24 protein-coding genes are annotated in these 23,427 nt (G+C 75.3%); 7 read left to right on the top strand and 17 right to left on the bottom strand.

Features of this window, described 5'->3' with window-relative positions:
* The coding region (locus BM142_RS02465) for an IS30 family transposase (RefSeq protein WP_139228741.1) at positions 1-314 on the top strand (314 nt) is incomplete at its 5' end.
* A 65-nt stretch (positions 315-379) separates the two neighbouring features.
* Here the strand turns inward: BM142_RS02465 and BM142_RS02460 are convergent.
* From BM142_RS02460 to BM142_RS02415, 11 genes are all read right to left on the bottom strand, one after another.
* Entirely contained in the window at positions 380-3,724 is a 3,345-nt protein-coding gene (locus BM142_RS02460) for an ATP-dependent DNA helicase (RefSeq protein ID WP_092195148.1), read from the bottom strand.
* Positions 3,721-6,915: an ATP-dependent helicase gene (locus BM142_RS02455; protein ID WP_254790476.1), complete on the bottom strand. Its 3,195-nt coding sequence runs from the start codon at positions 6,913-6,915 to the stop codon at positions 3,721-3,723. Before BM142_RS02455 ends, BM142_RS02460 begins: the two co-directional genes overlap by 4 nt.
* A 62-nt stretch (positions 6,916-6,977) precedes the next feature.
* Positions 6,978-7,148: a hypothetical protein gene (locus tag BM142_RS24335; RefSeq protein WP_175527053.1), complete on the bottom strand. Its 171-nt coding sequence runs from the start codon at positions 7,146-7,148 to the stop codon at positions 6,978-6,980.
* 61 nt (positions 7,149-7,209) lie between these two features.
* Entirely contained in the window at positions 7,210-7,908 is a 699-nt protein-coding gene (locus tag BM142_RS02450) for a biosynthetic peptidoglycan transglycosylase (RefSeq protein ID WP_175527052.1), read from the bottom strand.
* Positions 7,909-8,077: 169 nt separating this feature from the next.
* Positions 8,078-8,326 carry a Txe/YoeB family addiction module toxin gene (locus BM142_RS02445; RefSeq protein WP_092195146.1) on the bottom strand — a complete coding sequence of 83 codons (249 nt, stop codon included), beginning with the start codon at positions 8,324-8,326 and terminating at the stop codon, positions 8,078-8,080.
* Positions 8,323-8,571: a type II toxin-antitoxin system Phd/YefM family antitoxin gene (locus BM142_RS02440; protein WP_092195145.1), complete on the bottom strand. Its 249-nt coding sequence runs from the start codon at positions 8,569-8,571 to the stop codon at positions 8,323-8,325. Before BM142_RS02440 ends, BM142_RS02445 begins: the two co-directional genes overlap by 4 nt.
* A gap of 52 nt (positions 8,572-8,623) precedes the next feature.
* Positions 8,624-8,914 carry an MGMT family protein gene (locus tag BM142_RS02435; RefSeq protein WP_092195144.1) on the bottom strand — a complete coding sequence of 97 codons (291 nt, stop codon included), beginning with the start codon at positions 8,912-8,914 and terminating at the stop codon, positions 8,624-8,626.
* Between the two features lie 35 nt (positions 8,915-8,949).
* Positions 8,950-9,534 (bottom strand): TIGR03086 family metal-binding protein, encoded by a 585-nt coding sequence (locus BM142_RS02430; protein WP_092195143.1) that lies wholly within the window; start codon positions 9,532-9,534, stop codon positions 8,950-8,952.
* 84 nt (positions 9,535-9,618) lie between these two features.
* A complete protein-coding gene (gene moeZ / locus BM142_RS02425) occupies positions 9,619-10,779 on the bottom strand; it encodes an adenylyltransferase/sulfurtransferase MoeZ (protein WP_092195142.1) in 1,161 nt (386 codons plus the stop codon).
* A gap of 212 nt (positions 10,780-10,991) precedes the next feature.
* Positions 10,992-11,951 carry a DUF3152 domain-containing protein gene (locus BM142_RS02420; protein ID WP_254790475.1) on the bottom strand — a complete coding sequence of 320 codons (960 nt, stop codon included), beginning with the start codon at positions 11,949-11,951 and terminating at the stop codon, positions 10,992-10,994.
* A gap of 102 nt (positions 11,952-12,053) precedes the next feature.
* Positions 12,054-13,127, bottom strand: a complete 1,074-nt coding sequence (locus BM142_RS02415) for an alpha/beta fold hydrolase (RefSeq protein ID WP_092195140.1) — start codon at positions 13,125-13,127, stop codon at positions 12,054-12,056.
* Positions 13,128-13,194: 67 nt separating this feature from the next.
* Here BM142_RS02415 and BM142_RS02410 point away from each other — a divergent pair, with 67 nt between their 5' ends.
* Positions 13,195-13,824, top strand: coding sequence for a TetR/AcrR family transcriptional regulator (locus tag BM142_RS02410; RefSeq protein ID WP_092195139.1), 630 nt, complete (start codon positions 13,195-13,197; stop codon positions 13,822-13,824).
* Positions 13,825-14,008: 184 nt separating this feature from the next.
* Positions 14,009-14,245, top strand: coding sequence for a DUF3107 domain-containing protein (locus BM142_RS02405; protein ID WP_092195138.1), 237 nt, complete (start codon positions 14,009-14,011; stop codon positions 14,243-14,245).
* 81 nt (positions 14,246-14,326) lie between these two features.
* On the opposite strand, the gene BM142_RS02400 is transcribed toward BM142_RS02405, so the two are convergent.
* Positions 14,327-15,007, bottom strand: coding sequence for an SDR family NAD(P)-dependent oxidoreductase (locus BM142_RS02400; protein ID WP_092195137.1), 681 nt, complete (start codon positions 15,005-15,007; stop codon positions 14,327-14,329).
* Positions 15,004-15,657 carry a ferritin-like fold-containing protein gene (locus BM142_RS02395; protein WP_217640527.1) on the bottom strand — a complete coding sequence of 218 codons (654 nt, stop codon included), beginning with the start codon at positions 15,655-15,657 and terminating at the stop codon, positions 15,004-15,006. The genes BM142_RS02400 and BM142_RS02395 overlap by 4 nt, the downstream gene beginning before the upstream one ends.
* A gap of 490 nt (positions 15,658-16,147) precedes the next feature.
* On the opposite strand from BM142_RS02395, the gene BM142_RS02390 reads away from it, so the two are divergent.
* From BM142_RS02390 to BM142_RS02375, 4 genes are read left to right on the top strand one after another with little or no spacing between them, the layout of a single operon-like run.
* On the top strand, positions 16,148-17,704 hold the full coding sequence (locus tag BM142_RS02390; protein WP_254790474.1) for a DEAD/DEAH box helicase: 1,557 nt from the start codon (positions 16,148-16,150) through the stop codon (positions 17,702-17,704).
* A gap of 11 nt (positions 17,705-17,715) precedes the next feature.
* On the top strand, positions 17,716-18,861 hold the full coding sequence (locus tag BM142_RS02385; RefSeq protein ID WP_092195134.1) for an outer membrane protein assembly factor BamB family protein: 1,146 nt from the start codon (positions 17,716-17,718) through the stop codon (positions 18,859-18,861).
* A 34-nt stretch (positions 18,862-18,895) separates the two neighbouring features.
* A complete protein-coding gene (locus BM142_RS02380; protein WP_092195133.1) occupies positions 18,896-19,843 on the top strand; it encodes an alpha/beta fold hydrolase in 948 nt (315 codons plus the stop codon).
* A complete protein-coding gene (locus BM142_RS02375; RefSeq protein ID WP_092195132.1) occupies positions 19,840-20,715 on the top strand; it encodes an oxygenase MpaB family protein in 876 nt (291 codons plus the stop codon). Before BM142_RS02380 ends, BM142_RS02375 begins: the two co-directional genes overlap by 4 nt.
* Before the next feature lie 51 nt (positions 20,716-20,766).
* On the opposite strand, the gene BM142_RS02370 is transcribed toward BM142_RS02375, so the two are convergent.
* Genes BM142_RS02370 through BM142_RS24330 form a run of 4 tightly spaced genes read right to left on the bottom strand, consistent with a single transcriptional unit; the run spans position 20,767 to position 23,355 of the window.
* A complete protein-coding gene (locus BM142_RS02370) occupies positions 20,767-21,621 on the bottom strand; it encodes a RecB family exonuclease (RefSeq protein ID WP_092195131.1) in 855 nt (284 codons plus the stop codon).
* 38 nt (positions 21,622-21,659) lie between these two features.
* Positions 21,660-22,517, bottom strand: coding sequence for a PHP domain-containing protein (locus tag BM142_RS02365; protein ID WP_092195130.1), 858 nt, complete (start codon positions 22,515-22,517; stop codon positions 21,660-21,662).
* A 22-nt stretch (positions 22,518-22,539) separates the two neighbouring features.
* Positions 22,540-23,184 (bottom strand): PH domain-containing protein, encoded by a 645-nt coding sequence (locus BM142_RS02360; RefSeq protein WP_092195129.1) that lies wholly within the window; start codon positions 23,182-23,184, stop codon positions 22,540-22,542.
* A gap of 12 nt (positions 23,185-23,196) precedes the next feature.
* Positions 23,197-23,355, bottom strand: a complete 159-nt coding sequence (locus tag BM142_RS24330) for a hypothetical protein (RefSeq protein WP_175527051.1) — start codon at positions 23,353-23,355, stop codon at positions 23,197-23,199.
* Positions 23,356-23,427: the final 72 nt, after the last annotated feature.

Here is a 23,427-nt window from a genome sequence, read left to right as displayed (position 1 = left end):
GCTCCTTGACCTGGGATCAGGGCCTGGAGATGCGCAGGCACGCCGAGATCACCATCGCCGCCGACCTGCCGATCTACTTCTGCGACCCGCACTCACCGTGGCAGCGCGGCAGCAACGAGAACACCAACGGGCTGCTCCGCCAGTACCTGCCCAAAGCCACCGACCTCTCGGTGCACAGCGCAGCAGACCTAGACGCCATCGCCGACAAGCTCAACGGCCGCCCCCGCAAGACCCTCGACTTCCGCACCCCAGCCGAGCACCTCGACCGACTACTCTCCGACGATCAACTAGCCGGTGTTGCGACGACCGAGTGAATCCGCCGACCATGAGGTGCTGGTCTGCGCACATCGTTCGACCGAGGCCCTGACGCGTCTCGCGGTCAGCTCGTGTCCGCTCCGGTGACCAGGTTCAGCAAGCCCCCCTCGTCGAGGAGGTCGACCGGGCGCAGGGTGACCCCCGCGGCCACATGGTGGAAGCCGGCGCTCACCCGCTCCACCGGGACGCCGGTGAGCCGCGACCAGCCGATCCGGTAGGCGGCCAGCTGCACCGCGGCCGCCGCCAGCTCGGCGCCCGACGGCGGCGGCCCGGTCTTCCAGTCGATGACCTCGAAGCCGCCGTCGGAGTCCGCGTACACCGCGTCGATGCGCCCGCGCAGGGTCAGCGGACCGAGCGGCGTCTCGAACGGCACCTCCACCTCGACCGGCTGGCGATCGGCCCACTCGCTGGCGAGGAACGCCGCCTGCAGCTCCGCCAGGACGCCGTCGGGAGCGGCGAACTCGTCGCCCGACCCGGGCAGCTCGTCGAGGTCGACCAGCTTGGCCGCCCCGAAGCGCTCCTCCAGCCAGGCGTGGAAGGCCGTCCCCCGGCGGGCCTGCGGCGCCGGTGCGGCGGGCATGGGGCGCCGCAGCCGCCGGGCCAGCTCGGCGGGATCGCGCCGGAGGGCGACCAGGGCCGAGACCGACAGGTGCGAGGGCAGTGGGACGTCGACGGTCGGGCTGGCGTGCCGTGCCCGCTCGCGCAGCAGCAGGTCGGCGTCGCGCACCCACTGCTCGACCAGCGGATCACCGCCGTCGAGGACCTGCCCGGGGTCCAGCGGGTGCGGTGCCGCCCCGGTGACCAGCTCCGCGGCCGCGGTGAGCGCCCGCCGCCGGCCCGAGGAGAGCGGGTCGGCCGGCCAGACGCCCACCGGCCACTCCGCCAGCGCGGGGTTCGTCGCGTCGTCGGCGGGCGGCTCGGCCCAGTGCACCACGGTGCCGGCGCCGTCCTCGCACGCCTGCCGCGCGGTGAGCAGCAGTGACGACGGCCCGCACGGCTTCACGCCGTCCCGCCACCAGCTGCCGGAGCAGAGCAAGAGGTGACGGGCGCGGGTGACGGCGACGTAGCCCAGTCGGATCTCCTCGGAGGTGCCGAAGTCCTTCCACTCCTGGACGTAGTCCTCCAGCGCCTGCTTGACGACCGCCTGGTCCCCGGAGCCGGGGACGGGCAGTCGCAGCCGCGGCAGCTCCTCGCGGTCGGTGAGGCGCAGGTCGGCCGGCACGGCGCCGGGGTCGCGGATCCAGGAGTCGCTGGTGTCGGCCTTGGAGGGGAACTGGTCGATGGTGAGCCCGGGGACGGCGACGACGTCCCACTCCAGCCCCTTGGCCGAGTGGCCGGTGAGCAGCTGCACGGCCTCGGGGTTCACCGCGACCTCGCCGGGCTCGAGCCCCCGCTCGCGCTCCTCCGCGTCCCGGAGGTAGCCGAGGAACGCCGGGAGCGACGGCAGCTCGGCGAGCTCGGTGAACTCCGCCGCGACGCCGTGCAGCGCGTCGAGGTGGGCCCGCGCACCGGCCGGGCTCGCACCCGGGGCGCTGGCCAGCTCCGTCTCGAGCCCGAGGGTGCGGGCGACCTCGTCGACCAGGTCGGGCAGGGATTCGCCCAGCCGGGTGCGCAGGTGGCCGAGCTCCTGGCCCAGCCGCCGGAGACGGCGGTAGCCCGCCTGGGAGTAGGCGTCGGGACCGCCGAGGTCGTCCAGCGCCTCGACGATGCTGCCGCGTTCGGAGGGGGCCTCGACCGGGGGCGGCTGCCCCTCGACCGGCGCGGCGGGCGCCGGTCGCCGCGAGTGCACGAGCGCCCGGGCGCGCGCCTCGAGCGCGGCGAGGTCGCGCGGGCCGATCCGCCAGCGGGCGCCGGTCAGCAGCCGGCCGAGCGCGTCGCCGGCGGTGGGGTCGACCAGCACGGTGAGCGTGGCGACGACGTCGGAGACCTCCGGGACCTCCAGCAGCCCGCCGAGGCCGACGACCTCGACCGGCAGGCCGCGCTCGCGGAGGGCGGCGGCAATGCCGGGCAGCTGCTTGCGGGCGCGGACCAGCACCGCCACGGTGGGTCGCTTCCCCCCGTCGGTCACGGGGAACGCCGGGTCCTCGCCCTTCCAGCACGCGGCGAGCCGGTCGGCCAGGGCCTCCGTCTCGTCGGCGACGGTGTCGTAGAGGCCGACGGTGACCGCTCCGCGGCCCGCGGTGGGCGCGGGCGCCAGGTCGGGCAGCGGCTGGTCAGGCGGCGGCAGCGTCCCGGATACGGCGTTGGCGACGGCGAGGACGGCGTCGTCGTTGCGCCAGCTCGTGGCCAGCGTGAGCCGCTCGGCCGTCCGGTCCGGCAGGCCGGGGAAGGTCCGGGCGAACCGCTCGATGGTGCCGGCCGAGGCACCCCGCCAGCCGTAGATCGACTGCCGTGGGTCCCCCACCGCGAGGACCGGGTGGCCGGTCTCGCGGCCGAAGAGCGCCTCCAGCATCCGCAGCTGGCCGACGCTGGTGTCCTGGTATTCGTCGAGGAGCACGACCTTCCAGCGGGCGCGCTCGCGGCGGCCGACCTCGGCCGAGGCGACGGCGATCCGGGCGGCGTAGGCGACCTGGTCGGCGTAGTCGATGGCGCCGGCTGCCCGCTTGCGCGCCTCGAACGCCTCCACCAGCGGCAGCAGGGCCACCCGCGCCTTCTGCCGGGCGAGCAGCTCGAGGACCGGCGCGTACGGCCCCTTCTTGCGGGGGGCGTCGGGATAGCTGCGGATCTGCGACTCCAGCCGCGCGGTCCAGCTGCGCAGCGCCGACGGGCTGATGTCGTGCTCGCCCAGGTCGGCGGCCAGGGCGAGCACGTCCTCGACGGTGGTGAGCAGCGTCAGCGGGACGTCGCTCATGTCGCCGGTGTAGGCGGTGACGACCTGCGCCGCCTGCCCCCAGCACATGGCGGGGCCGAGGACACCGGCGCCGGGCTCGATCCCGATCCGCAGCCCGTGCTCGGCGACCAGCGCGGCCGCGTAGCCGTGGTAGGTGGAGACGGTGGGCTGGGCGATGCCGAGCCGCTCCCGGAGGTCGGGCTCCGTGTCGGGGTGCCGGGCGAGCGCCCCCAGCCGCAGCCGGATCCGCTCGTTGAGCTCGCTGGCCGCCTTGCGGGTGAAGGTGAGCCCGAGGATCTCCTCGGGTGCCACCACGCGGTTGGCCACCAGCCAGGAGACGCGGGCGGCCATCGTCTCCGTCTTGCCCGAGCCCGCACCGGCGACGACGACCAGCGGCCGGTCCGCCGGGGCCTCCACCACGCGGGCCTGCTCGGGTGAGGGTGCGTAGGACAGGCCGCATCGGGCCGCGACCTCGGCCGGGCTGAGCTCCCGGCGGACCGCGGGCTGCTCGGGGGCGTCGACGGCGAACAGGTCGTCGAAGGACATCTGCTCAGCGGATCCACCGGCTCTCGGCGTCATGCCGTCACCTGCCGGCCGGGCTCCTGCAGCGGGCAGCTACGCCGGGCCGGGCATCGTGCGCAGTGCGAGCCGGTGCGCACCTCGAAGGTGGCCGCGCCCATCCCCTCGCCCACCTGTGCGAGCAGCTCACCGGCCCAGGTCTCCCCCACGGGCACGTCGGCGGGCAGCGGCTCCTGGTGCTGCTCCTTGGCCTTGGCCCCGGTGCCGACCTGCAGCAGGGCCGCACCACCGGGCACGGCGCCGTGGTCGCCGAAGGCGCCGGCCGCGACGGCCACCTGGTAGGCGGCCAGCTGGCCGTGCTCCTCGGTGTTCTTCGCCGCCGTCTTCCCGGTCTTGAGGTCGACGACGACCAGCCGGCCCTCGGCGTCGCGCTCGAGGCGGTCGACCTGGCCGCGGATGCGGGCGCGACCCACGGTCACGTCGAAGTCCTCCTCCGCGCCGAGCAGCTCCCGGCCGTTGGCCGCGTGCCAGCGGAGGAACTTGTCGAGCATCTCCTGCGCGGTGACCCGCTGCCGCTGGTCGGACCACCCCGGGCCGAGGTCGAGCTGGTCGAGCTCGGCGGCGAGGACGGCCGGCGCGTCGCCGGGTGGCAGGCCCTCGGCGACCTGCTGGGCGACGGCGTGGACGGCCGAGCCGACCGTCCGTGTGGTGTCCGGGGAGGCTTCGGCGCCCACCGCGCCCAGCACCCAGCGCAACGGGCACCGCTGGAAGGTCTCGATCGCCGACGGCCGGACCCGGACGGCATCCTCCTCCGGCACCAGCGGCGCCTCGTCGGACAGCGCCGCCAGCCCCCACCAACTGGTCGGTGCGGCACCCGCGACCCCCTCGTCGGCCAGCCGGCGCAGCACCGACGCGGCCGCCGAGCGGCGGTCCGCCGGCGTCTGCGGGTCGGTCAGCGCCCGCCGCAGGTCGGCGACCAGCGCGGGCAGGGTGAGCGAGCGGGGCAGCTCGGTGAGCGGCCGCCCGTCCTCGGGCGGAGGTGCGACGAGGTCCAGGAAGCGCGAGGCGGTGGCTCCGGCGTCCGCGCCGTCGAGGGCGCCCTCGACGGCGGTGACCACGAGCCGCTCCCGGGCCCGGGTGCAGGCGACGTAGAACAGCCGCCGTTCCTCGGCGAGGGCGAGCGTCCGGCGGTCGACCGCGGTGCCGTCGACGCCCGAGGCCCGCTCCACCAGCTCCTCGGTGCCGAGCAGGGTGGACCGCTCGCGCAGGTCGGGCCAGACCCCCTCCTGCACACCGGCGACGCAGACGACGTCCCACTCGAGGCCCTTGGCGGCGTGCGCGGTCAGCAGCCGGACGGTCTCCCCCGCGACCGCACGGGCCGCCCCGGTGTCACCCGGCAGCTCCTGGGCGGACAGGTGCGCCACGAAGGCCCGGACGTCCGCCGACGGCAGCCGGTCGACGAACCCGGCCGCGGCGTCGAAGAGCGCGACGACGGCGTCGAGGTCGCGGTCGGCCACGGCGCCCGACGGTCCGCCGGCCGCGCTGGACCGCGCCCAGCGGGCCGCCAGGCCGCTGCGCTGCCACATCGCCCACAGCACGTCCTCCGCGGTGCCGTCGTGGGCCAGGGCGAGCCGCCCGGCAGCCAGGACGTCGGCCACCCGGCGGGCCGGGCGGGAGACGTGCTCGGGCAGGGAGTCCAGCAGCGTGTCGTCGCCGAGCACGAGCGCCAGCGGCGCCCCGCGCTCGGCCGGGTCCACGCCGCGGTGGACCAGCGCGAGCCGGACCGCGCGCCGGAGCCGGCGGAGGTCCAGGACCGTCGCACCGCCCAGCGGCGAGGCCAGCAGCGCCTCGGCGGCCGGCTCGTCCAGACCGACCGCCGTCCCCTCGGCCTCCGGCCCGGAGCCGGACGCCGGCAGGAGCGCGCCCAGCGCCGTGAGGAACGGCGCGACGGCCGGCTGCCCGGCCAGCGGCAGGGCGTCGGCCGAGACGGCGACCGGCACGCCCGCCGAGGCCAGCGCACGGCGCAGCGGCCCGAGCGCGACGGCGGTGCGCACGACGACGGCCATCTGCGACCAGGCCACGCCGTCGAGCAGATGGGCGCGGCGCAGCACGTCGGCGAGGTAGGCCGCCTCGACCGCGGCCGAGCCGAACACGTGCACCTCCCCGGCGCCGGGGACGGCGCCCTCGCCCGGGACCAGCCGCCGGTGCTCCCAGGGCCCCGGCAGGCCCTCGGCCACCTTCCGGCTGATCCGCAGCAGCTCCTCCCCGGACCGCCGGCAGACCCCGAGCGACACCCGCCCCGCACGGCGCCCGTCCGTGTGCCGGAACCGGTCGGGGAACTCCACGATCCCGCGGGGCTCCGCGCCGCGGAAGGCGTAGATCGCCTGGTCGGGGTCGCCGACGGCGACCAGGTTGCCGCCCCCTCCGGCCAGCAGCTCGAGCAGCTCGACCTGGGCGGGATCGGTGTCCTGGTACTCGTCCACGAACAACCAGCGGGCCCGCTCGCGCTCCTGGCGCAGCAGTTCCGGGTCGCCGGCGAGCTCGGCGATGGCGGCGCGCACCAGCTCGGCGGGGTCGTAGCCGGAGGCGTCCCCCCGGCCGACGGTGGCGAACGTCGTCACGTTCTCGTACTGCTCCTGGAAGGCGGCGGCCAGCACCCAGTGGTCGCGGCCGGTCTCCCGGCCCCAGGCGGACAGCCGGGCCGGGGCCACGCCGCGCTCGGTCGCGCGCATCAGCAGGTCGCGCAGCTCGGCGCGGAAGCCGGCCGTCCCGAGCGCCGGTGCGAGGGCGGCCGGCCAGCGGACCGCGCCCTCCTCCTCGGCGTCACCACGGAGCAGTTCGGCGACGACGGCGTCCTGCTCGGCCGACGTGAGCAGGCGCGGCGGGGCATCCCCGCGGAGCAGCGCGGCCCGGCGGAGAACGCCGTAGGCGTAGGAGTGGAAGGTGCGGGCGAGCGGCTCCCGGATGGTCCGGGCGACCCGCCCCGTGATGCGGGCGCGCAGCTCGGCAGCGGCCTTGCGGCTGAACGTCAGGACGAGGATCTGCTCCGGGTCGGCGCCCGCGTCGATGCGGGCGGCGACGGCCTCGACGATCGTCGTCGTCTTCCCGGTGCCCGGGCCGGCCAGCACGAGCAGCGGACCGGACCCGTGGTCGACGACCGCCTGCTGCGTCGGATCCAGCCGCGGCGCCGACGGACGCGGCGCCTCACCGGCCACCAGCCGGTAGACCGGTGCCGCTCCCCCCTGTGCCACGTCCCGATGGAATCACGGACCGGGGACAGAACCGCCGTACCGAGGGTGGGGAGCGTGGCGGCTCACCGGAGGGCGGGGAGAGCCTCTCGCGCAGCGGCTTCCCGCACGAGGTCCGCCGCCGTCGTCAGCCAGCCGGCGACCTGGAGGAGCGGCCACTCGGCCTCGGAGTCGAGGGACGCCGTGGCCGCGACGAGCCCGGCTCGGCCCACCGCACTGCAGGCGATCGCGTTCATGCCCTGGTGGTCGGCAGGAACGGCACCGGACTGAAGTGCGCTGCGGCCACCGCCTGCCCGCTCAGCGGCCCACGAGGCCCCACTGCCGGGACGCGATGTCGTCGGCCTCGGCCGGCTCGAACGCGCCCACGGCCACCAGCCGGTCGAGCACGTGCGCCTGCCGGCCGGCGGCCCGCTCGGGATGCTGGAAGGGGTCGTAGGCGCTCGGTGCCTGCACCAGCCCGGCGAGGAGGCTCGCCTGCGCCCAGTCGAGCCGGTCGGGGGGAAGCCCGAAGTAGCCCTCCGCCGCGGCGGAGATCCCGTAGAAGCCGTGCCCGAAGTACACCGAGTCCAGGTACATGCGCAGGATCTGCTCGTCGGTCCAGGCCCGGTCCAGCTTCACCGCCAGGGCAACGGCCCGTCCCTTGGCCACCACATCGGTCGCGCCGTCCTCGTAGAGAACCCGCGCCAGCTGCTGGTGCACCGTGGAACCGCCCTGGTCGGTGCCGGTCACCAGGCCGACCGGCGCGCGCAGGGCACCGCGCCAGTCGATGCCGATGTGGTCGGCGAAGTGGCTGTCCTCGGTCGCCAGGAGTGCCGCGGCGACCCGCGAGGGCAGCTCGCCGGCCAGCGGCGTGCCGCCGTGCTCGGCCAGCCGCTCGGCGACCCGCTGCTCGGCGTCGGCCACCCCGGGAGTCACCGCCCAGGCCACGCCGAAGGCGACCGCCAGCAGCAACCCCAGGACGACGACCAGCCCGACCCCGCGGCGGAGCACCCGCACCGGCCACGACCGGTCGGATCGGACGGATGTGGCGGCTGGGGGCACGGGAGATCTCCGGGGTCGACGGCGGGACGCATCCAGTGGACCCCACCGCGCGGTCCGCAGGCGTCATCCCCGTGGATGATCATCCGGCCTGACCTCGTCATCCCCGGGCCGGAGCCGGGAGGGGTCAGTAGTGGTAGCGGGCCTGGACGACGACCAGGCGATCCCCCTCCACCGTGTGGACCAGCCGGTGCTCCTGGTCGATCCGCCGCGACCAGTAACCCGACAGGTCGCCGCTGAGCCGTTCGGGCTTGCCGGTGCCGGCGGCCGGGTCCCGGGAGGCCTCCTCGATCAGCCGGTTGATCCGCCGGAGCATCTTCCGGTCATCAGACCAGCTGGTGTAGTCCTCCCAGCCGTGGGAGGTGAACGCGATCATCGATCGAGGAGGTCGCGCTCCTGGATCTGGCCGCCGCGCACCTCGGCGACGCTCTCCCGCAACCGCTCGGCGTTCCTGGGCGACTGGAGAAGGTAGACGGTCTCCTTCAACGACCGGTACTCGTCCGCGGACACCAGGAAAGCCGTCCCCTTCTTCGAGACGATCTCGACGGCGACCTGGTCGTCGTTCACCTCTTCGATGAGCGGGAACAGCCTCTGGCGGGCCTCGCTGGCGGTCAGGGACACGGATCCTCCATCGGCATGTGGTACGAGAAACTGTACCAGGCGACGGTCGGTGTCACGGCCAGCCGACGGCGCCGAGGTCCACCCGGCTGTTCCGTGCCGGCACGCCCTCGGCGGCGAGCAGTTCCAGCTGGCGGGCCCGCACCGGTTCGGCAGCCGAGCCGTCCGCCCGCACGACCCGGAACCACGGCACGGCACCCCCACCGTGCGACAGCGCCCGGGCGACCCGCCGCGGGCCGACCCCGACCAGCTCGCCGATCGCGCCGTAGGTGCTCACCCGGCCGGGCGGGATGCGCTCGACGGCGTCGAAGACGGCCTCGTCCACGTCGGCCGGGTCGCGCGTCACCGGCCGATCATGGCAAGGGATGGGCGCGAGCGGGTTCAGCCGCGGCGTCCGAAGCGGGCCAGCAGGCGGGTCTGCGGCGGGGCGGACGGCGGCACGTCCAGGGGCGGGTCGATGATCCCGGGGATGCCCTCCTCCGGCAGGCGCTCGGCGTAGAGGAGCCCGGCGGTGACCAGCTCGCCGTCCAGGACGGTGTCACCGTTCGTGGCCCGGGCCAGGTCCCAGGCGTGCACGGTGAGGTCCGCCGTCATCTCGAAGATGTAGTCGGCCGCCGGCACCGGGCCACGGGAGAGGTGCACGGTGTGGCGCAGCGCGTCGTCCTGGGCGAAGGCCGACAGTGCGCCGTCCGCGGCCGTCTCCCAGCCGGCGACCGGGTCGTCGCCGAGCAGGTCGTCGGTCCCGTCCGGGAAGCGGCCCTCGATCAGGTCGACCGGCTCGCCGGCCAGCAGCGGCGCGACCCACAGCTGCTCGTTCACGAGGTGCGCCACCAGGTCGGCCACGGTCCAGCCGGGTAGCGACTCGTCGTCCCACTGGCCCGGCTCGACGGCGTCGACCCGGTCGGTGAACTGGTTCTGGGCACGCTGGAAGAGCTCGAGCAGCTCCACCGGGGAGAAGTCGGACATGCCCGTCAGTCAAGACGACGACGGCCCGCGCCGCTCCCCGGGGAGAGGCGCGAGCCGTCGTGACGCGATGGAGCGGGTCCGTCGTCAGTAGGTGGGCAGCGCCTTGTCGATGCGCGTGGCCCATGCGGTCACGCCGCCCTGGACGTGCACGGCGTCCTTGAAGCCGGCCGCCTTCACCGCGGCGAGCGCCTCGGCCGAGCGGACACCGGTCTTGCAGTGCAGCACGATCGGCTTGTCGTTGGGCAGCTGGGCCAGCGCCCGGCCGGACAGGATCTCGTCCTTGGGGATCAGCGTGGCACCGGGGATGGAGACGATCTCGTACTCGTTGGGCTCCCGGACGTCGATCAGCTCGAAGTCCTTGCCGGCGTCCATCATGTCCTTGAGCTCGTCGACGGTGATCGTCGAGCCGGCGGCCGCCTCCTGCGCCTCGACGGACACGACGCCGCAGAAGGCCTCGTAGTCGATGAGCCCGGTGATCGGCTCGCCCTCGGGGTCCTTGCGCACCTTGATCTCGCGGAACGTCATCTCGAGGGCGTCGTAGACCATGAGCCGGCCGAGCAGCGTCTCGCCGATGCCGGTGATCAGCTTGACCGCCTCGGTGGCCTGGATGGCGCCGACCGTGGCGCACAGGACGCCGAGCACGCCGCCCTCGGCGCAGCTGGGGACCATGCCGGGCGGCGGGGGCACCGGGTAGAGGTCGCGGTAGTTCGGGCCGTGCTCGTTCCAGAAGACCGACACCTGGCCGTCGAACCGGTAGATCGACCCCCACACGTAGGGCTTGTCCAGCAGCACGCAGGCGTCGTTGACCAGGTACCGCGTGGCGAAGTTGTCGGTGCCGTCGACGATCAGGTCGTACTCGCCGAAGATGTCGAGCACGTTGTCGCTGTCGAGGCGCGTCTCGTGCAGGCGGACGTCGATCAGCGGGTTGATCTCCTTGATGGAGTCGCGCGCGCTCTCGGCCTTGGACCGGCCCACGTCGGACTGCCCGTGGATGATCTGGCGCTGCAGGTTGGACTCGTCGACGGTGTCGAACTCGACGATGCCGAGGGTGCCGACGCCGGCCGCGGCCAGGTACATCAGCACGGGCGACCCGAGACCACCGGCGCCGACGGCGAGCACCTTGGCGTTCTTCAGGCGCTTCTGCCCGTCCATCCCGACGTCGGGGATGATCAGGTGGCGGCTGTAGCGGCGGACCTCCTCGACGGAGAGGTCGGCGGCGGGCTCCACCAGGGGTGGCAGGGACACGGATTGCTCCTCGGGTCTTCTCGACTGCGGCCCCGCGGGACCTGCGTTCACGCGAACAACAGCGTGACACGCAGCGGGATTCCCGCCGTCCACGGGCGACTTCGGTGGCGTGGCCGGCCCGCCGTCCTCCCCCGCGGCGACGCGTCCTCCCCCACCGCGGGCCGCGCGGGAGGACGCGCCACGATCAGGTCAGCTGATCCCGGCGGAGGGCGTCAGGGGTAGGGCCAGGCGTTCTTGGCGCAGCCCTGCAGGTCGAGGGTCTGCTGCTGCATCACCGGCGCGAGCTGTCCGGGCCCGGGGCAGTTCACGTGGCCGTTGCCGAGCGCGTGCCCCACCTCGTGGTTGACGACGTACTGCCGGTACGTGGCGACGTCGCCGTCGTAGTGCGGGACCGCGGTCGCCCAGCGGGCGAGGTTGATGACCGCCCGCTCGCCGTAGCGGCAGGAGGTGTAGCCGCCGGTGCCGACGCCGGGGCAGTAGGTCTCCATGCTGCCGGGGCTCACCAGGCTCACCCGGAAGTCGAACTGACCGGCCGCGGCCTCGGCCGCCCCCACCCGCTGGAAGGACAGCCGGCCGCCGCTCCCCCATCCGCGCGGGTCCCCGAGCGTGGCCTCGACGGCCTGGGCGAAGGGTTCGCCGGCGACCCCGATGCCGTCCTCCACCTCCACGATGAAGCGGCGCAGCGGCCCGGTGCCGTACACCGGCGAGCTGCCGTCGACGACGGTCAGGCTGCCGGCACCCTGTTCCACGTAGGGCTCCGCGCCGACCGTCACCGGCGCCTCGGTGGGTTCCGCCTCGCCCTCCGCGGGTGCGACCGGGGCGGCCTCCTCCACCGACGCGGTCTCCGGCGCCGGCTGGGTGGCCGGGGCGGACGCCGTCGCGGGCGCGGCGGCGCCGGTGGTCTGGGACGGGACGCCGCGCGTGGTGAGCGCCAGGTCGACGAGGACCACGATCGTGGCGACGGTCAGCAGCGGGATCGCGTACGCCCGCCACCCGTAGCGCCGGGCGAAGCCGCGGAGCCTGCCCGTCCGGGGCCGGGGGGCCGGGGAGGTCGAGCCGGCCCGCGCGGGGAGCTCCCGGCGGCCGGCCGTCCCCGGGCGCTCGGCGGTGCCCACCGCGGAGCGGTCCGGCACCGGCCGCGCGGGTGGCGGGAACGGTGGGCCGGGCGGCACGCGGCGCACCCCACCCGGACGCCCGTCCCGAGGACGGCCGTCCGCCGGGCGTCCTCCCGCTGGCCGCACTCGTGCTCCTCGTCGTCCTCCGGCGTCAGTTCCTCAGCGTCTCACGCTCCGCGGAATCTCGACGGCAGCCCGGGGTCCACGGCACGCCGCGGTCTCCTCGACCATGCCGAGCACCGCCCGCGCCGTCGCCTCCGGGTCCTCCAGCATGGCCACGTGCCCGGCCCGCGGCAGGATCGCCAGCCGGGCGTCGGGGACGGCGGAGGCCAGGCGCGGCGCCATCGAGGGGTCGACGAGCTTGTCCCGGGCCCCCCAGAGCACCAGCGTCGGCGGGCGCAGGCTGCGCGCCGCCCGCCAGGCGTTCGCCGCCCCGACCCGGAGGTAGGAGGTGATCAGACCGCGCATGCTGCGGGTGAGGGCATGCCCGGCCCACGGCTGCTCGGCGCGCTCACGCATCTCCGCGATCGCCTGCTGCACCCGCTCGGGCGGCACCCTGCCGGGCTCGCCGAAGCACATCCGGACCATGGCCCGCACGTTCTCCTCCGGCGTGATGCTCCCCATCCGGCGGGCGGCGACGGAGGGGATGCCCGGCACCAGGAGCAGCAGCAGGGCCCGGCTGAACGCCGGCGGTACGCGGTAGACCGGCATGGCCGGCGACACCAGCGTCAGCGTCGCCACCAGGTCGGGACGGCGCGCGGCGGCGACGAGGCTCGCCAGCCCGCCGAGGGAGTTGCCGAGCAGGTGCACCGGGCGCCCCTGGGCGTCCCCCGGCCGGTCGGCGACGTGCTCGAGGACGTCGATCACCGCCCGCACGTGCCCGCGCATGGAGTACCGCCCCCGCGGGGGCGGCTGGGAACGGCCGAAGCCGGGGAGGTCGAGGGCCCACCCGTCGAACCGGACGGCGAGCAGCGCGGCCAGATCGGTCCAGTTCGTCGACGCCCCGCCCAGCCCGTGCACGTAGAGCGCCCGCTCGCGAGGTGCGTCCCCACCGTCGCCCCCCACCGGACCCGTCCACGGCGTGGTGCGCACGAACACCTTCCCGCCGCGGATCGGGAGCTGCTCCCCCGGCCACGGGGGGAGCAGCGGGACCAGCGGTGGCAGCGGCGTGGCCGACGGGCGCGCGGCCGGGACATCGGCCGTCGCGACGTCGGGCGGAGGGGCCTCGGACATCGCCTCGACGGTAATCGCAGCCCGTCCCGCACGCGGGCGCCGAACCCGCCGGTAACATCCTCCTGCCATGCAGCCGCCCCGCCCCGCCGCCGTGAACAGCCGGCGCACGTCCCGCCTCCCCCGCGGTGCCCGCCGGTTGCAGTTGCTGCGGGCCGCGCAGGACGTCTTCGTCGCCCAGGGATTCCACGCCGCGGCGATGGACGACATCGCCGACCGGGCCGGCGTCAGCAAGCCCGTGCTCTACCAGCACTTCCCCGGAAAGCGGGAGCTCTACCTCGCCCTGCTCGAGGAGCACGTCTCCGAGCTGGCCGACCGCGTGGCCCACGCGATGGGCGGGACCGACGACAACCGGGCCCGCGTCGACGGGGCCGTCGGCGCCTACTTCGACTTCATCGACGCCGAGGGCGAGGCCTTCCGCCTGGTCTTCGAGTCCGACCTGCGCAACGACCCCGACGTCCGGGCGATCGTCGACCGGGGCACGGGCGCCTGCGTGGAGGCGATCGCCGAGGTGATCGCCGCCGACACCGGCCTGGACCCCGAGCGCGCGCTGCTGCTCGCGTCGGGGCTGACCGGGCTGTCGGAGACCAGCGCTCGCTGGTGGCTGCCCCGCAAGGGGACCGTGTCCCGCGACGAGGCGGTCGCCCTGGTGACGGCGCTGGCCTGGCGCGGGATCTCCGGCTTCCCGCGCGTGGATTGACGGATCCACCCGGCGGCCCCACCCGGCGGCCCCGTCCTGCGGCCCCGTCCTGCGGCCCCGTCTCTGCGGCGCGGCGTCTCCCGCAGCTCGCCGCGTTCGCTGTCGGCGCAGTCGCACGTCGGGCCGGTCGTGGCACCGCTGGGCTAGCGTGGGGTCAGTCGCGAACCGAGGAGGAATCGCCCACGTGGAAGTCAAGATCGGCGTCCAGCACTCCCCCCGGGAGCTGGTCATCGACAGCCCCAAGACCCCCGACGAGATCGCTGCGGACGTCGCCGCAGCCATGTCCGGCTCGTCCAAGGACGGCCTGCTGACCCTGGTCGACGAACGGGGTCGTCGCGTCGTCGTCCCCGTCGACCGGATCGCCTACGTGGAGATCGCGCAGGCCGACCAGCGCCGGGTCGGCTTCATCGCCGGGGCGTAGTCCCGCCGGCGAACCACCCGGACCCACCGCGCGTCCCGACGGGGCGCCGTCCGCTCCCCGCGGACGGCGCCCCGTCGTGGTTCAGGAGACGGTGAGGTCGACGACTGTCCGCCAGCCCTCCGGCGGACCGGCGGTCTCGGCCACCAGCTCGGCGTAGACGGCGGCGACCCGGTCCGGGGAGATCTGCCGGTCCCCGTCCCCCACCAGGCCGCGGACGGTCACCGTGGCCACGTGGATGCCGTCGGGGGCCAGGGCGCGCGCCTGCACCTCGGCCAGCGCCCGCAGCGCCGCCTTCTGCACGCCCAGGGTCGCCATCGCGGGGATGGGCCGATCGGCGGCCCCGCCCCCGGTGACCAGGACCGTGCCCGCACCCCGTTCGCGCATCCCCGGCAGGACGGCGCGGACCGCCGTCTGCAGGCCCACCACCCCCGCTGCCAGATCACCGAGGAGCTGCTCAGGGGTCAGCTCGGGCACCGCGGCCGACCGGCCCACCGACACGTTGTAGAGCAGGACGTCCACCGGCCCCAGCGCCGCGACCAGCGTCTCCACGGCCCCGGTCAGCGAGTCCGGGTCGGCGGCGTCCGCCGTCGCCCACTCCGCGCGGACGCCGTCCTCGCGCAGCGCGCCACCGACCTCGGCGAGCGAGGCCTCCCGGCGGGCGACCAGGCCGACGGCATGGCCGGCGGCGCCCAGCCGGCCGGCGGTGGCCTGGGAGATGCCCGGCCCGGCCCCGACCACCAGCAGGTGCTGCCCCCCGTTCACGGGTTGAGCCCCAGGGCCTTCATGCGCCGGGTGTGCGCGCCGGTGATGCGCTCGATCAGCTTCGCCACGCCGGAGAGGTCCCCGGTCCCGGCGATGATCAGCCCGGCCAGCCCGTCGTGCTCGGCGATGACCGCCTGCGACTGGCTCATGGCCTCGCCGACCAGCCGCCGTCCCCACAGCGACAGCCGGCCGGGGACCTTCCGGTCGGCCCGGATCGCCGCGCGCACCTCGCGGACGGCGAAGTCGGCGTACCCGGTGTCGTCGAGGACCTCCAGCACCAGCGCGCGGTCGGGGTCGGGGAGGAACGCCGCGATCTCCCGGTAGAAGTCGGTGGCCAGGCCGTCGCCGACGTAGGCCTTCACCAGCCCCTCCAGCCAGGTGCTGGGCCGGGTGCTCTCGTGGAAGGCGTCCAGGGCGGGCACGAACGGCGCCATCGCCTGCGACGGGTCGGCGCCCAGCTCCTCCAGCCGCTCCACCAGGCGGCAGTGGTGCCCGATCTCGGCGGCGGCCATCCGCGCCAGCGCGGCCCGACCGGTGAGCGTGGGCGCCAGCCGGGCGTCCTCCGCCAGCCGGTCGAACGCGGTGAGCTCGGCGTAGGCGAGCGCGCCCAGCAGGTCCACGACGGCACTGCTGTCGACCGGGGTCGTCACACATCTCTCCTGGGTCCAGGGACGGGACGCCGGTCGCCGGAAGGTGGCGCAGGTCACCGGCGACAGCGCGGCGCGCAGAGGCTAACCGGTGGCCGCGCTACCATGGGAACCGGCGTACCTCCGGGTGCGCTGTGTATCTGTGCGCTGACGACCGCTGGACGACGCCCTCTCGGGCTGTCTCCCGGGCCGATCTCCGGAACGCCCGGTTCTGCTGGCTGCGTCGGCGCTGGAACCGATCCCGCGACAACCGACCGGGACAGGTCCGACGCGATGAGACGCGACGGCCCCATCCCCCCGCAGACCAGAGGCGAGAGCACTGACCTCCATCGAGAACAGCCCCACGTCCACCGATGCCGCGCCGAGCCCCGAGGCGGTCGCGCTCGAGCACGCCGAGACCGGTGCGCCGGCCCCCGAGGAGCTGGAGTCCCAGGTCGAGGAGCTCGGCGGCGCCCCCGTCGCCAGCGACAGCCCGCTGTTCAGCGACTTCGACGTGCACCCCGACGTCGTCGCCGCGCTGGCCGAGGTCGGGATCCACCGCACCTTCGCCATCCAGGAGCTGACCCTCCCGCTGGCCCTGGCCGGCAACGACCTGATCGGCCAGGCGCGCACCGGCACCGGCAAGACCCTGGGCTTCGGCGTGCCGATGCTGCAGCGGGTCAGCCCGCCGGCCGAGGGCGGCGACGGCGTCCCGCAGGCGCTGGTCGTCGTCCCCACCCGCGAGCTGTGCGTGCAGGTCGCCCGCGACCTGGGCGCCGCCGGCGCCCGGCGCGGCATCCGCGTGCAGGCCATCTACGGCGGCCGCGCGTTCGAGCCGCAGATCGAGTCGCTGCAGCAGGGCGTCGAGATCGTGGTCGGCACTCCCGGCCGGCTGCTCGACCTGGCCCAGCGCGGTGACCTGATCCTGGGCAAGGTCAAGGTGCTCGTCCTCGACGAGGCCGACGAGATGCTCGACCTCGGCTTCCTGCCCGACATCGAGCGGATCCTGGCGATGGTCCCGGACAAGCGGCAGACGATGCTGTTCTCCGCGACGATGCCCGGCCCGATCGTGACGCTCTCCCGGTCGTTCATGACCCAGCCGACCCACATCCGGGCGCACGGCAACGACGAGGGCTCGACGGTCCCGCAGACCACCCAGTTCATCTACCGGGCGCACAACCTGGACAAGCCCGAGCTGCTGTCCCGGGTGCTGCAGTCCCGCGACCGCGGCCTGGTCATGGTGTTCTGCCGCACCAAGCGCACCGCGCAGAAGGTCGCCGACGAGCTGGTCGACCGCGGGTTCGCCGCGGCCGCCGTGCACGGCGACCTCGGGCAGGGCGCCCGCGAGCAGGCGCTGCGCGCCTTCCGCAGCGGCAAGGTCGACGTCCTGGTCGCCACCGACGTCGCCGCCCGCGGCATCGACGTCACCGGCGTCAGCCACGTCGTCAACTACCAGTGCCCGGAGGACGAGAAGACCTACGTGCACCGGATCGGCCGCACCGGTCGCGCCGGAAGCACGGGCGTCGCGGTCACGCTGGTGGACTGGGACGACATCCCGCGCTGGCAGCTGATCAACAAGGCGCTCGACCTCGACTTCGCCGACCCGCCGGAGACCTACTCCACCTCGCCGTGGGTCTACACCGACCTCGACGTCCCCGAGGGGGCGAAGGGCCGGCTGCCCCGCTCGCAGCGGACCCGGGAGGGTCTGGACGCCGAGACGCTCGAGGACCTCGGCGAGACCGGCAAGCGCAACCGGCCCACGTCGGGCGGTCGCGACTCCGGTGGCCGCGACTCCGGTGGCCGTGACTCCGGCGGTCGTGACTCCGGCGGTCGGGGCGGCTCGCGCGGTCCGGCCGGCGAGCAGGGCTCCGGTGAGGGCAAGAGCCGTCCGCGCCGCCGCACCCGGGGCACCGGGGCCGCCGCGGCAGGAGCCGGAGCCGCGCAGGGCGGGTCCGCCCCGGCCGCCGCCGAGTCCGCACCCTCCGACGGCACGGCCTCCAGGCCCCGCCGCCGTCGCCGCCGTGGCGGCGCCAACCGCAGCGGTGGCGGCGCGGAGTCCGCGGCCTCCTGACCTCGGTCGCCGTGTCCGGAGTTCGTCGCCCGCCGCTGCGGGTCTGGGTCTGGACGGCGGCCACCGTCGCGCTGCTGCTCGTCGCCGCCCTCCTCTGGCGGGGCTCGGACGCGGCGGCCACGCGGAGCACCACCGCACCACCGGCCGACGTCCCCTCTGGGACGCCGGCCGGTGCCGTCTCCGAGGCGTGGTCGGCCGGGGCCGGCCTCGCCCCGGAGCGGCTCGTGGCGGAGGGCCGGGTCCTCCTCGGATCCGGGCACGGCGTGCGGGCGCTCGACCCGCTCACCGGCGAGCAGGCGTGGCACTACACGCGGTCCGACGCCCGGTTGTGCGGCCTGACCGCCACCGACGGGGTGGCCGTGGCGGTGTTCGCCACCGCGGACCGCTGCGACGAGGCGGTCGCCCTGGACGCGGGCACCGGGGTGCGCCGGTGGACGCGGAACCTGAACCTCGCCGGGGACGCGGTCCTCGACTCGACCAGCGCCATCGTGCTCGCGTCCAACCCCACCGGGGTCCTGACATTCGACCCGACCGGCAGCGGGATCCGCTGGCGGTCGGCCGCGCCGGCGGGCTGCCGATTCCTCGACTCGGACACCGGGAGCACCGGGGTCGTGGTCCTGCAGCGCTGCACCGGCAGCACGGACGTGCGGGTGCGCCTCCTCGACGGCTTCGCCGGCACGGAGCACTGGACCCGCACCCTCCCCGCCGACGGGGGCGAACCGGTCGGGCTGCTGGGAGCCGACGGGACGGTGACCGTGCGCGTCGGCGCCGCGGTGCACACGCTGTCGGGACCCGACGGCACCGAGCTGGCCCGGCAACCGGTCGCCCCGGCGACGGCGGACGTCGACCAGGTGACCGTCGGGTCGGTGTCGCTGGTGCGCATCGGCGGGGTGGTGACCGCGCGGGACACCGCCTCGGGCGCTGCCCTCTGGGAGGCGCCGGCGACCGGCCTGCCCGTCGACCCCGGCACGAAGGACGCCGCCCGTCCCGGCCGCCTGGTCCTCCCCGATCCGGCCGGGTTCTCCGTCCGGGACCTGCTGACCGGCGCCGAGCTGTCCCGCTCGGCGGCGGGCGCACCGCCACGAGGAGGAACGGCGGCGACCGTCGGTCCGGCCGTGGTGCTCCGGGCGGACGAGCGGGTCCTCGGGTACCGCTGACGGCGGAGCCCTCCCCGCAGGGCACACTCGGGGCATGGTCCTGCCCGGCGGCCCCGACGACACCGTGTCCCTCGCGATCGCCCCCGACGATCTGCGGCAGCTCGCCCAGCACGACGCGGCGAACCGGACCTTCCCGGGGCGCGCCGGCCCGCTGACCGCGCTGGACACCGGCGGCGAGGCCGTCCGCGGGACCACGTTGCTGGTGGCGGGCTACACGGGCAGCAAGGAGGACTTCGCGCCGCTGCTGGCGCCGCTGGCCGTGGCGGGCTACCGGGTGGTCGCCCTCGACCAGCGCGGTCAGTACGAGTCCCCCGGGCCCGACGACCCGGCCGCCTACTCGGTCGCGGAGCTCGGGCAGGACGTCGTCGCCGTCGCCCGGGTGCTGCGCGAGGAGTCCGGCGAGCCGCTGCACCTGCTCGGGCACAGCTTCGGCGGGCTGGTCACCCGGGCCGCGGTACTGGCCGAGCCCACCCTCTTCACCTCCTTCACCCTGCTCGGCTCGGGCCCGTCGCGGCTCACCGGACGGCGCGCCGAGCTGCTCGACCACCTCGGGCCGCTGCTGGACGCCGGGGGCGTGCGACTGGTGCACGAGACGCTCGAGCAGCTGGCGATGACCGATCCCAAGGCGCAGGCGGTTCCGGCGCCGACGCGGGAGTTCTACACCCGCCGGTTCCTGCGCAACGCCGAGGCGGGGCTGCGCGGCATGGCGGACGCGATGCTGTCCGAGCCCGATCGCGTCGCCGAGCTCCGGGCGGTCGGCCTGCCACTGCTCGTCGCCCACGGCGAGGCCGACGACGCCTGGCTCCCGCACGTGCAGGCGGACATGGCGCAGCGGCTGGGCGCCCGCCACGAGGTCATCAACGGGTCGATCCACTCCCCCGCCGTCGAGAACCCGGTCCGGACCCTGGAGCTGCTGCTCGACTTCTGGGCGGATGCCTCGGCCGCGTCCACGCAGCCACCCGCCGGCGAAGAAGGGGCATGAGCCGCCCGCACCCACCCCTGCCCCCGGACGCGTGGACGACCGAGGAGGACCGGCTCGGGTTCTTCGGCCCGGACAGCGTGACCTGGCGGATCCACTCCGACCCGTCGTTCTCCGTCGGCGGGCTCCGGGCACTGCTGCTGCAGGCCCTGCACCCGGTGGCGATGGACGGCGTCGCGCGTTTCTCCGGTGGCTTCCGCGACGAGCCCTGGCCGCGGCTGATCCGCACGGCCACCTACGTCGACACCCTCACGTTCGGCACCCGTTCCGAGGCGGTGCGCGCCGCGGCGCGGGTGCGGGGCATCCACCGGCGGCTCGGCGGGACCGAGGAGACCACCGGCCGCACCTACCGGGTCGACGACCCGGACCTGCTGCTCTGGGTGCACTGCTGCGAGGTCGATTCGCTGCTGGCCGTGGCCCGTCGGGCCGGGGTGCCGCTGACCGACGCGGACGCCGACCGGTACGTGGCCGAACAGGCGACGGCGGCCGAGCTGATCGGCATCGCGCGGGAGGAGGTGCCGCAGTCGGTGACCGCGCTGGCCGCCTACTTCGACGCGGTCCGGCCGGAGCTGGCGGTCACCCCGGCCGCCCGCGATGCCTACCGGCTGATCACCCTGCCGCCGATGCCCACCTGGGTGCGCTACCTGACGCCGGCCCAGGGCGCCTGGGGCGGGCTGGCCGCGCTGGCCGTGTCGCTGCTGCCGCAGTGGGCCCGCCGGATGTACTCATGGCCCGGTCTGAGGCTGACCGACGCCGCGGCGACGGGGGCGCTCAGGGCGTTCCGGCAGGCCCTGCTGCGGCTGCCCCAGCGCGCCCGGCGCTCGCCGATCGTCTGGGCCGGGTGGGACCGCGTGGCGGAGGCTCCGGCAGCCTGAGGGCGCCTGCCGTCCCCGCCATCGGCGCCTGCCCTGCAACGGGACGTTCCCTCACGCCCCGGCGTCGTCCTCGGCGAGGAAGCTCCACGTGTCGCGCGGCGGGGCGGCGGCCTGACCGGTCGGGCAGCTGGGCCGGAAGTCGCACCAGCTGCACTGCCGGCCCGGGACGGCGGGGAACGCGGCGTCGGCGTCCTCTCCGGCCGCCAGCTGCCCGGTGGCGGCGGTGATGTCCTCGGCGATGTCCTCGGCCCGCCGGACGTGGTTGGCCAGCGAGCGCTCGGTGTGCTCGAAGGCGGCCACCGTGCCGGAGGGGAGGTGGTGCAGCTCCACCCGGCTGCACGGCCGGCGCAGGGTGCGGCGCACGCCGAGCACGTAGGCGGCCAGCGCCGGTGACCCGCGGGCCTCGTCGTCGGTCGAGGGCACCCGCCCGGTCTTGTAGTCGACGATCACCAGTTCCTCGCCGCGCTGGTCGATCCGGTCGACCCGGCCGGACAGCGCCAGCCGCTCCGTGGTGGCGCCGACGGTGCGCTCGTTGCCCACGGGTTCGTCGGTCGGGTCGAGCGTGGGCACGTAGTCGGTCAGCCAGCCGGCGGCACGGGCCCGCCACCGCTCCGCCTGCTCGGCGTCGCGGAATCCGTTCGGCGACCAGGCGGCGTACAGCAGCTGCCGCGCGGCGGCCGTGGTGCGCTTCTCCACCGGCAGGTCCCACCACGAGCGCAGCGCCGCGTGCACGGCCGCCCCGACGGTGTTGTGCGCCCACGCCGGCCCCTTGGGCGGACTGGGCCGGTCGACGTAGGCGTAGCGGTAGCGGCGGGGGCAGTCGGCGAAGGACGCGAGCTTGCTCGGGGTCGCGGAGAACAACCGGCGCGGCATGCCCGGCATCTCCATCTGCGCGCTCGACCCCATGCCCGTGACGGTAGCGACCGGGTGCGACGGTTCCCGGCTCAGTCCCGGAACGGCGCGCTGCCGGTGCCCGCGGCCAGGATCGCCTCGAACTGGTCGGGGTCGGTGGTGCAGGCTGCGATCGGGGTGGTCTTGTTGGTGCCGTGGTAGTCGCTGGACCCGGTGGTGATCAGGTCCAGGTCCGCCGCGAGGCCGCGCAGGTGCGCCCGCTCGTCCGGGGAGTGGTCGGGGTGGTCGACCTCGAGCCCCAGGAGCCCGGCCTCGACCATGGCCGCGATGGCGTCGTCCCCGACGACGCGCCCCCGCTTGGTGGCCAGCCCGTGGGCGAAGACCGGGACCCCGCCGGCCGCGCGCACCAGGGCGATGCCCTCCCGGACGTCGGTGTCGGCCTTGCTGACGTAGTACGGGCTGCGGTGGTGCAACAGGGTCGCGAAGGCGTGGTCCACCGAGTCCGCAGCACCCGCCTCGACCAGTGCGCGGGCGATGTGCGGCCGCCCGACCACCCCGCCCTCGGACCGCTCCACGATCCGGTCCCAGGTGATGCCGTACCCGGCGTCGGCGAGCGCGGTGACGATCCGCTCGCCGCGCTCGAGCCGCTCGTCGCGCAGCCTCGCCCGCTCCGCCGCGAACCCCGGGTGGGTCGGGTCGAAGAGGTAGGCCAGCAGGTGGACGCTGACCGGCGGCTGGTCGCCGGAGATCCACCGGCAGGACAGCTCCATCCCGGGGACGACGGTGAGGCCGGCCGGCCTCGCCGCGGCGGCGACCGGCCACCCGGCCGTGGTGTCGTGGTCGGTCAGCGCGAGCACGTCGATCCCGGCCGCGCGGGCGGCCTCCAGCAGCCCGGCCGGGCTGTCGGTGCCGTCGGAGACCGAGGAGTGGGTGTGCAGGTCGATCAGCATCAGGGGCCAGCCTGCCCGATCCTCACTGCACCCGTGGGATGGGCTCGGTGTCGCGCCGTCCGCCGTCGGGTGGCGGTCCCGGCCGGGGTGGCGGCGCCGGGTCGGGGTTGCCCTCGTCGTCGCCGCCCGAGGCGGGGCCGCCGCCCCAGTCGCTGCTGAAGAGCAGGCTGCTGACCCTGCGGTAGAGGACGTCGGCGGCGGGCAGGAAGGTGATCTCCGACAGCGCCTGCTGCTGGCCGGCGGACTCGAAGCGGAAGGTGCCGTAGCCGAGGACCTGACCCAGCAGCGTCTCCTTCCAGGTCAGGTCGGTGATCCGCCGCAGCGGCAGCAGGGTCACCGTGCGCACGATGACCCCGGAGGTGAGCAGGACCCGGCGGGTGCTGACGATGAAGTGCCGCATCCACCACTCGCCGACCCGCAGCCCGTAGTAGACGAGCGCCCCGACGATCACCAGGAGCCCGGCCGTGCTGGTCACCCGGTTGTCGGGGTCGACGAGCAGCAGCCACCCCCCTGCGACGAAGAAGGGGAGGAACTTGACGGTCGGCTCGATCAGCACCGCCCAGTGCCGGCGGGTCGCCACCACCGCCTTCTCGTCCGGCAGCAGGTACTTCTGTACGTCCTTGCTCGCCCGGCTGGGGAGGTCCTCCAGGGGCGCGGGTCCGCTCACGCGATCAGCGGGCTAGACCAGCGAACCGACGAACTGCGCGAGGGAGGAGGCCGCGTCGCCCAGCGCCTCCCCCGCGTTGCGGACCAGTTCGGCGGACTGCTCGGGGGCCTGGATGACGTAGAAGACGACGAATGCCACGACCAACCAGGTGACGACCTTCTTGAGGTTCACCGCCACCTCCACGGGTGCGCTCGTGCGGGCAGGCTCCGGCGGGTGCGAGCCTGCGGGTACAGGGTCCACCCG

Origin of the sequence: Blastococcus tunisiensis (assembly GCF_900112815.1) — a bacterium.
Lineage (GTDB): Bacteria > Actinomycetota > Actinomycetes > Mycobacteriales > Geodermatophilaceae > Blastococcus_B > Blastococcus_B tunisiensis.
The sequence above is the reverse complement of the archived record's forward strand: the minus strand, read 5'-3'. Positions and strand labels throughout refer to the sequence as shown.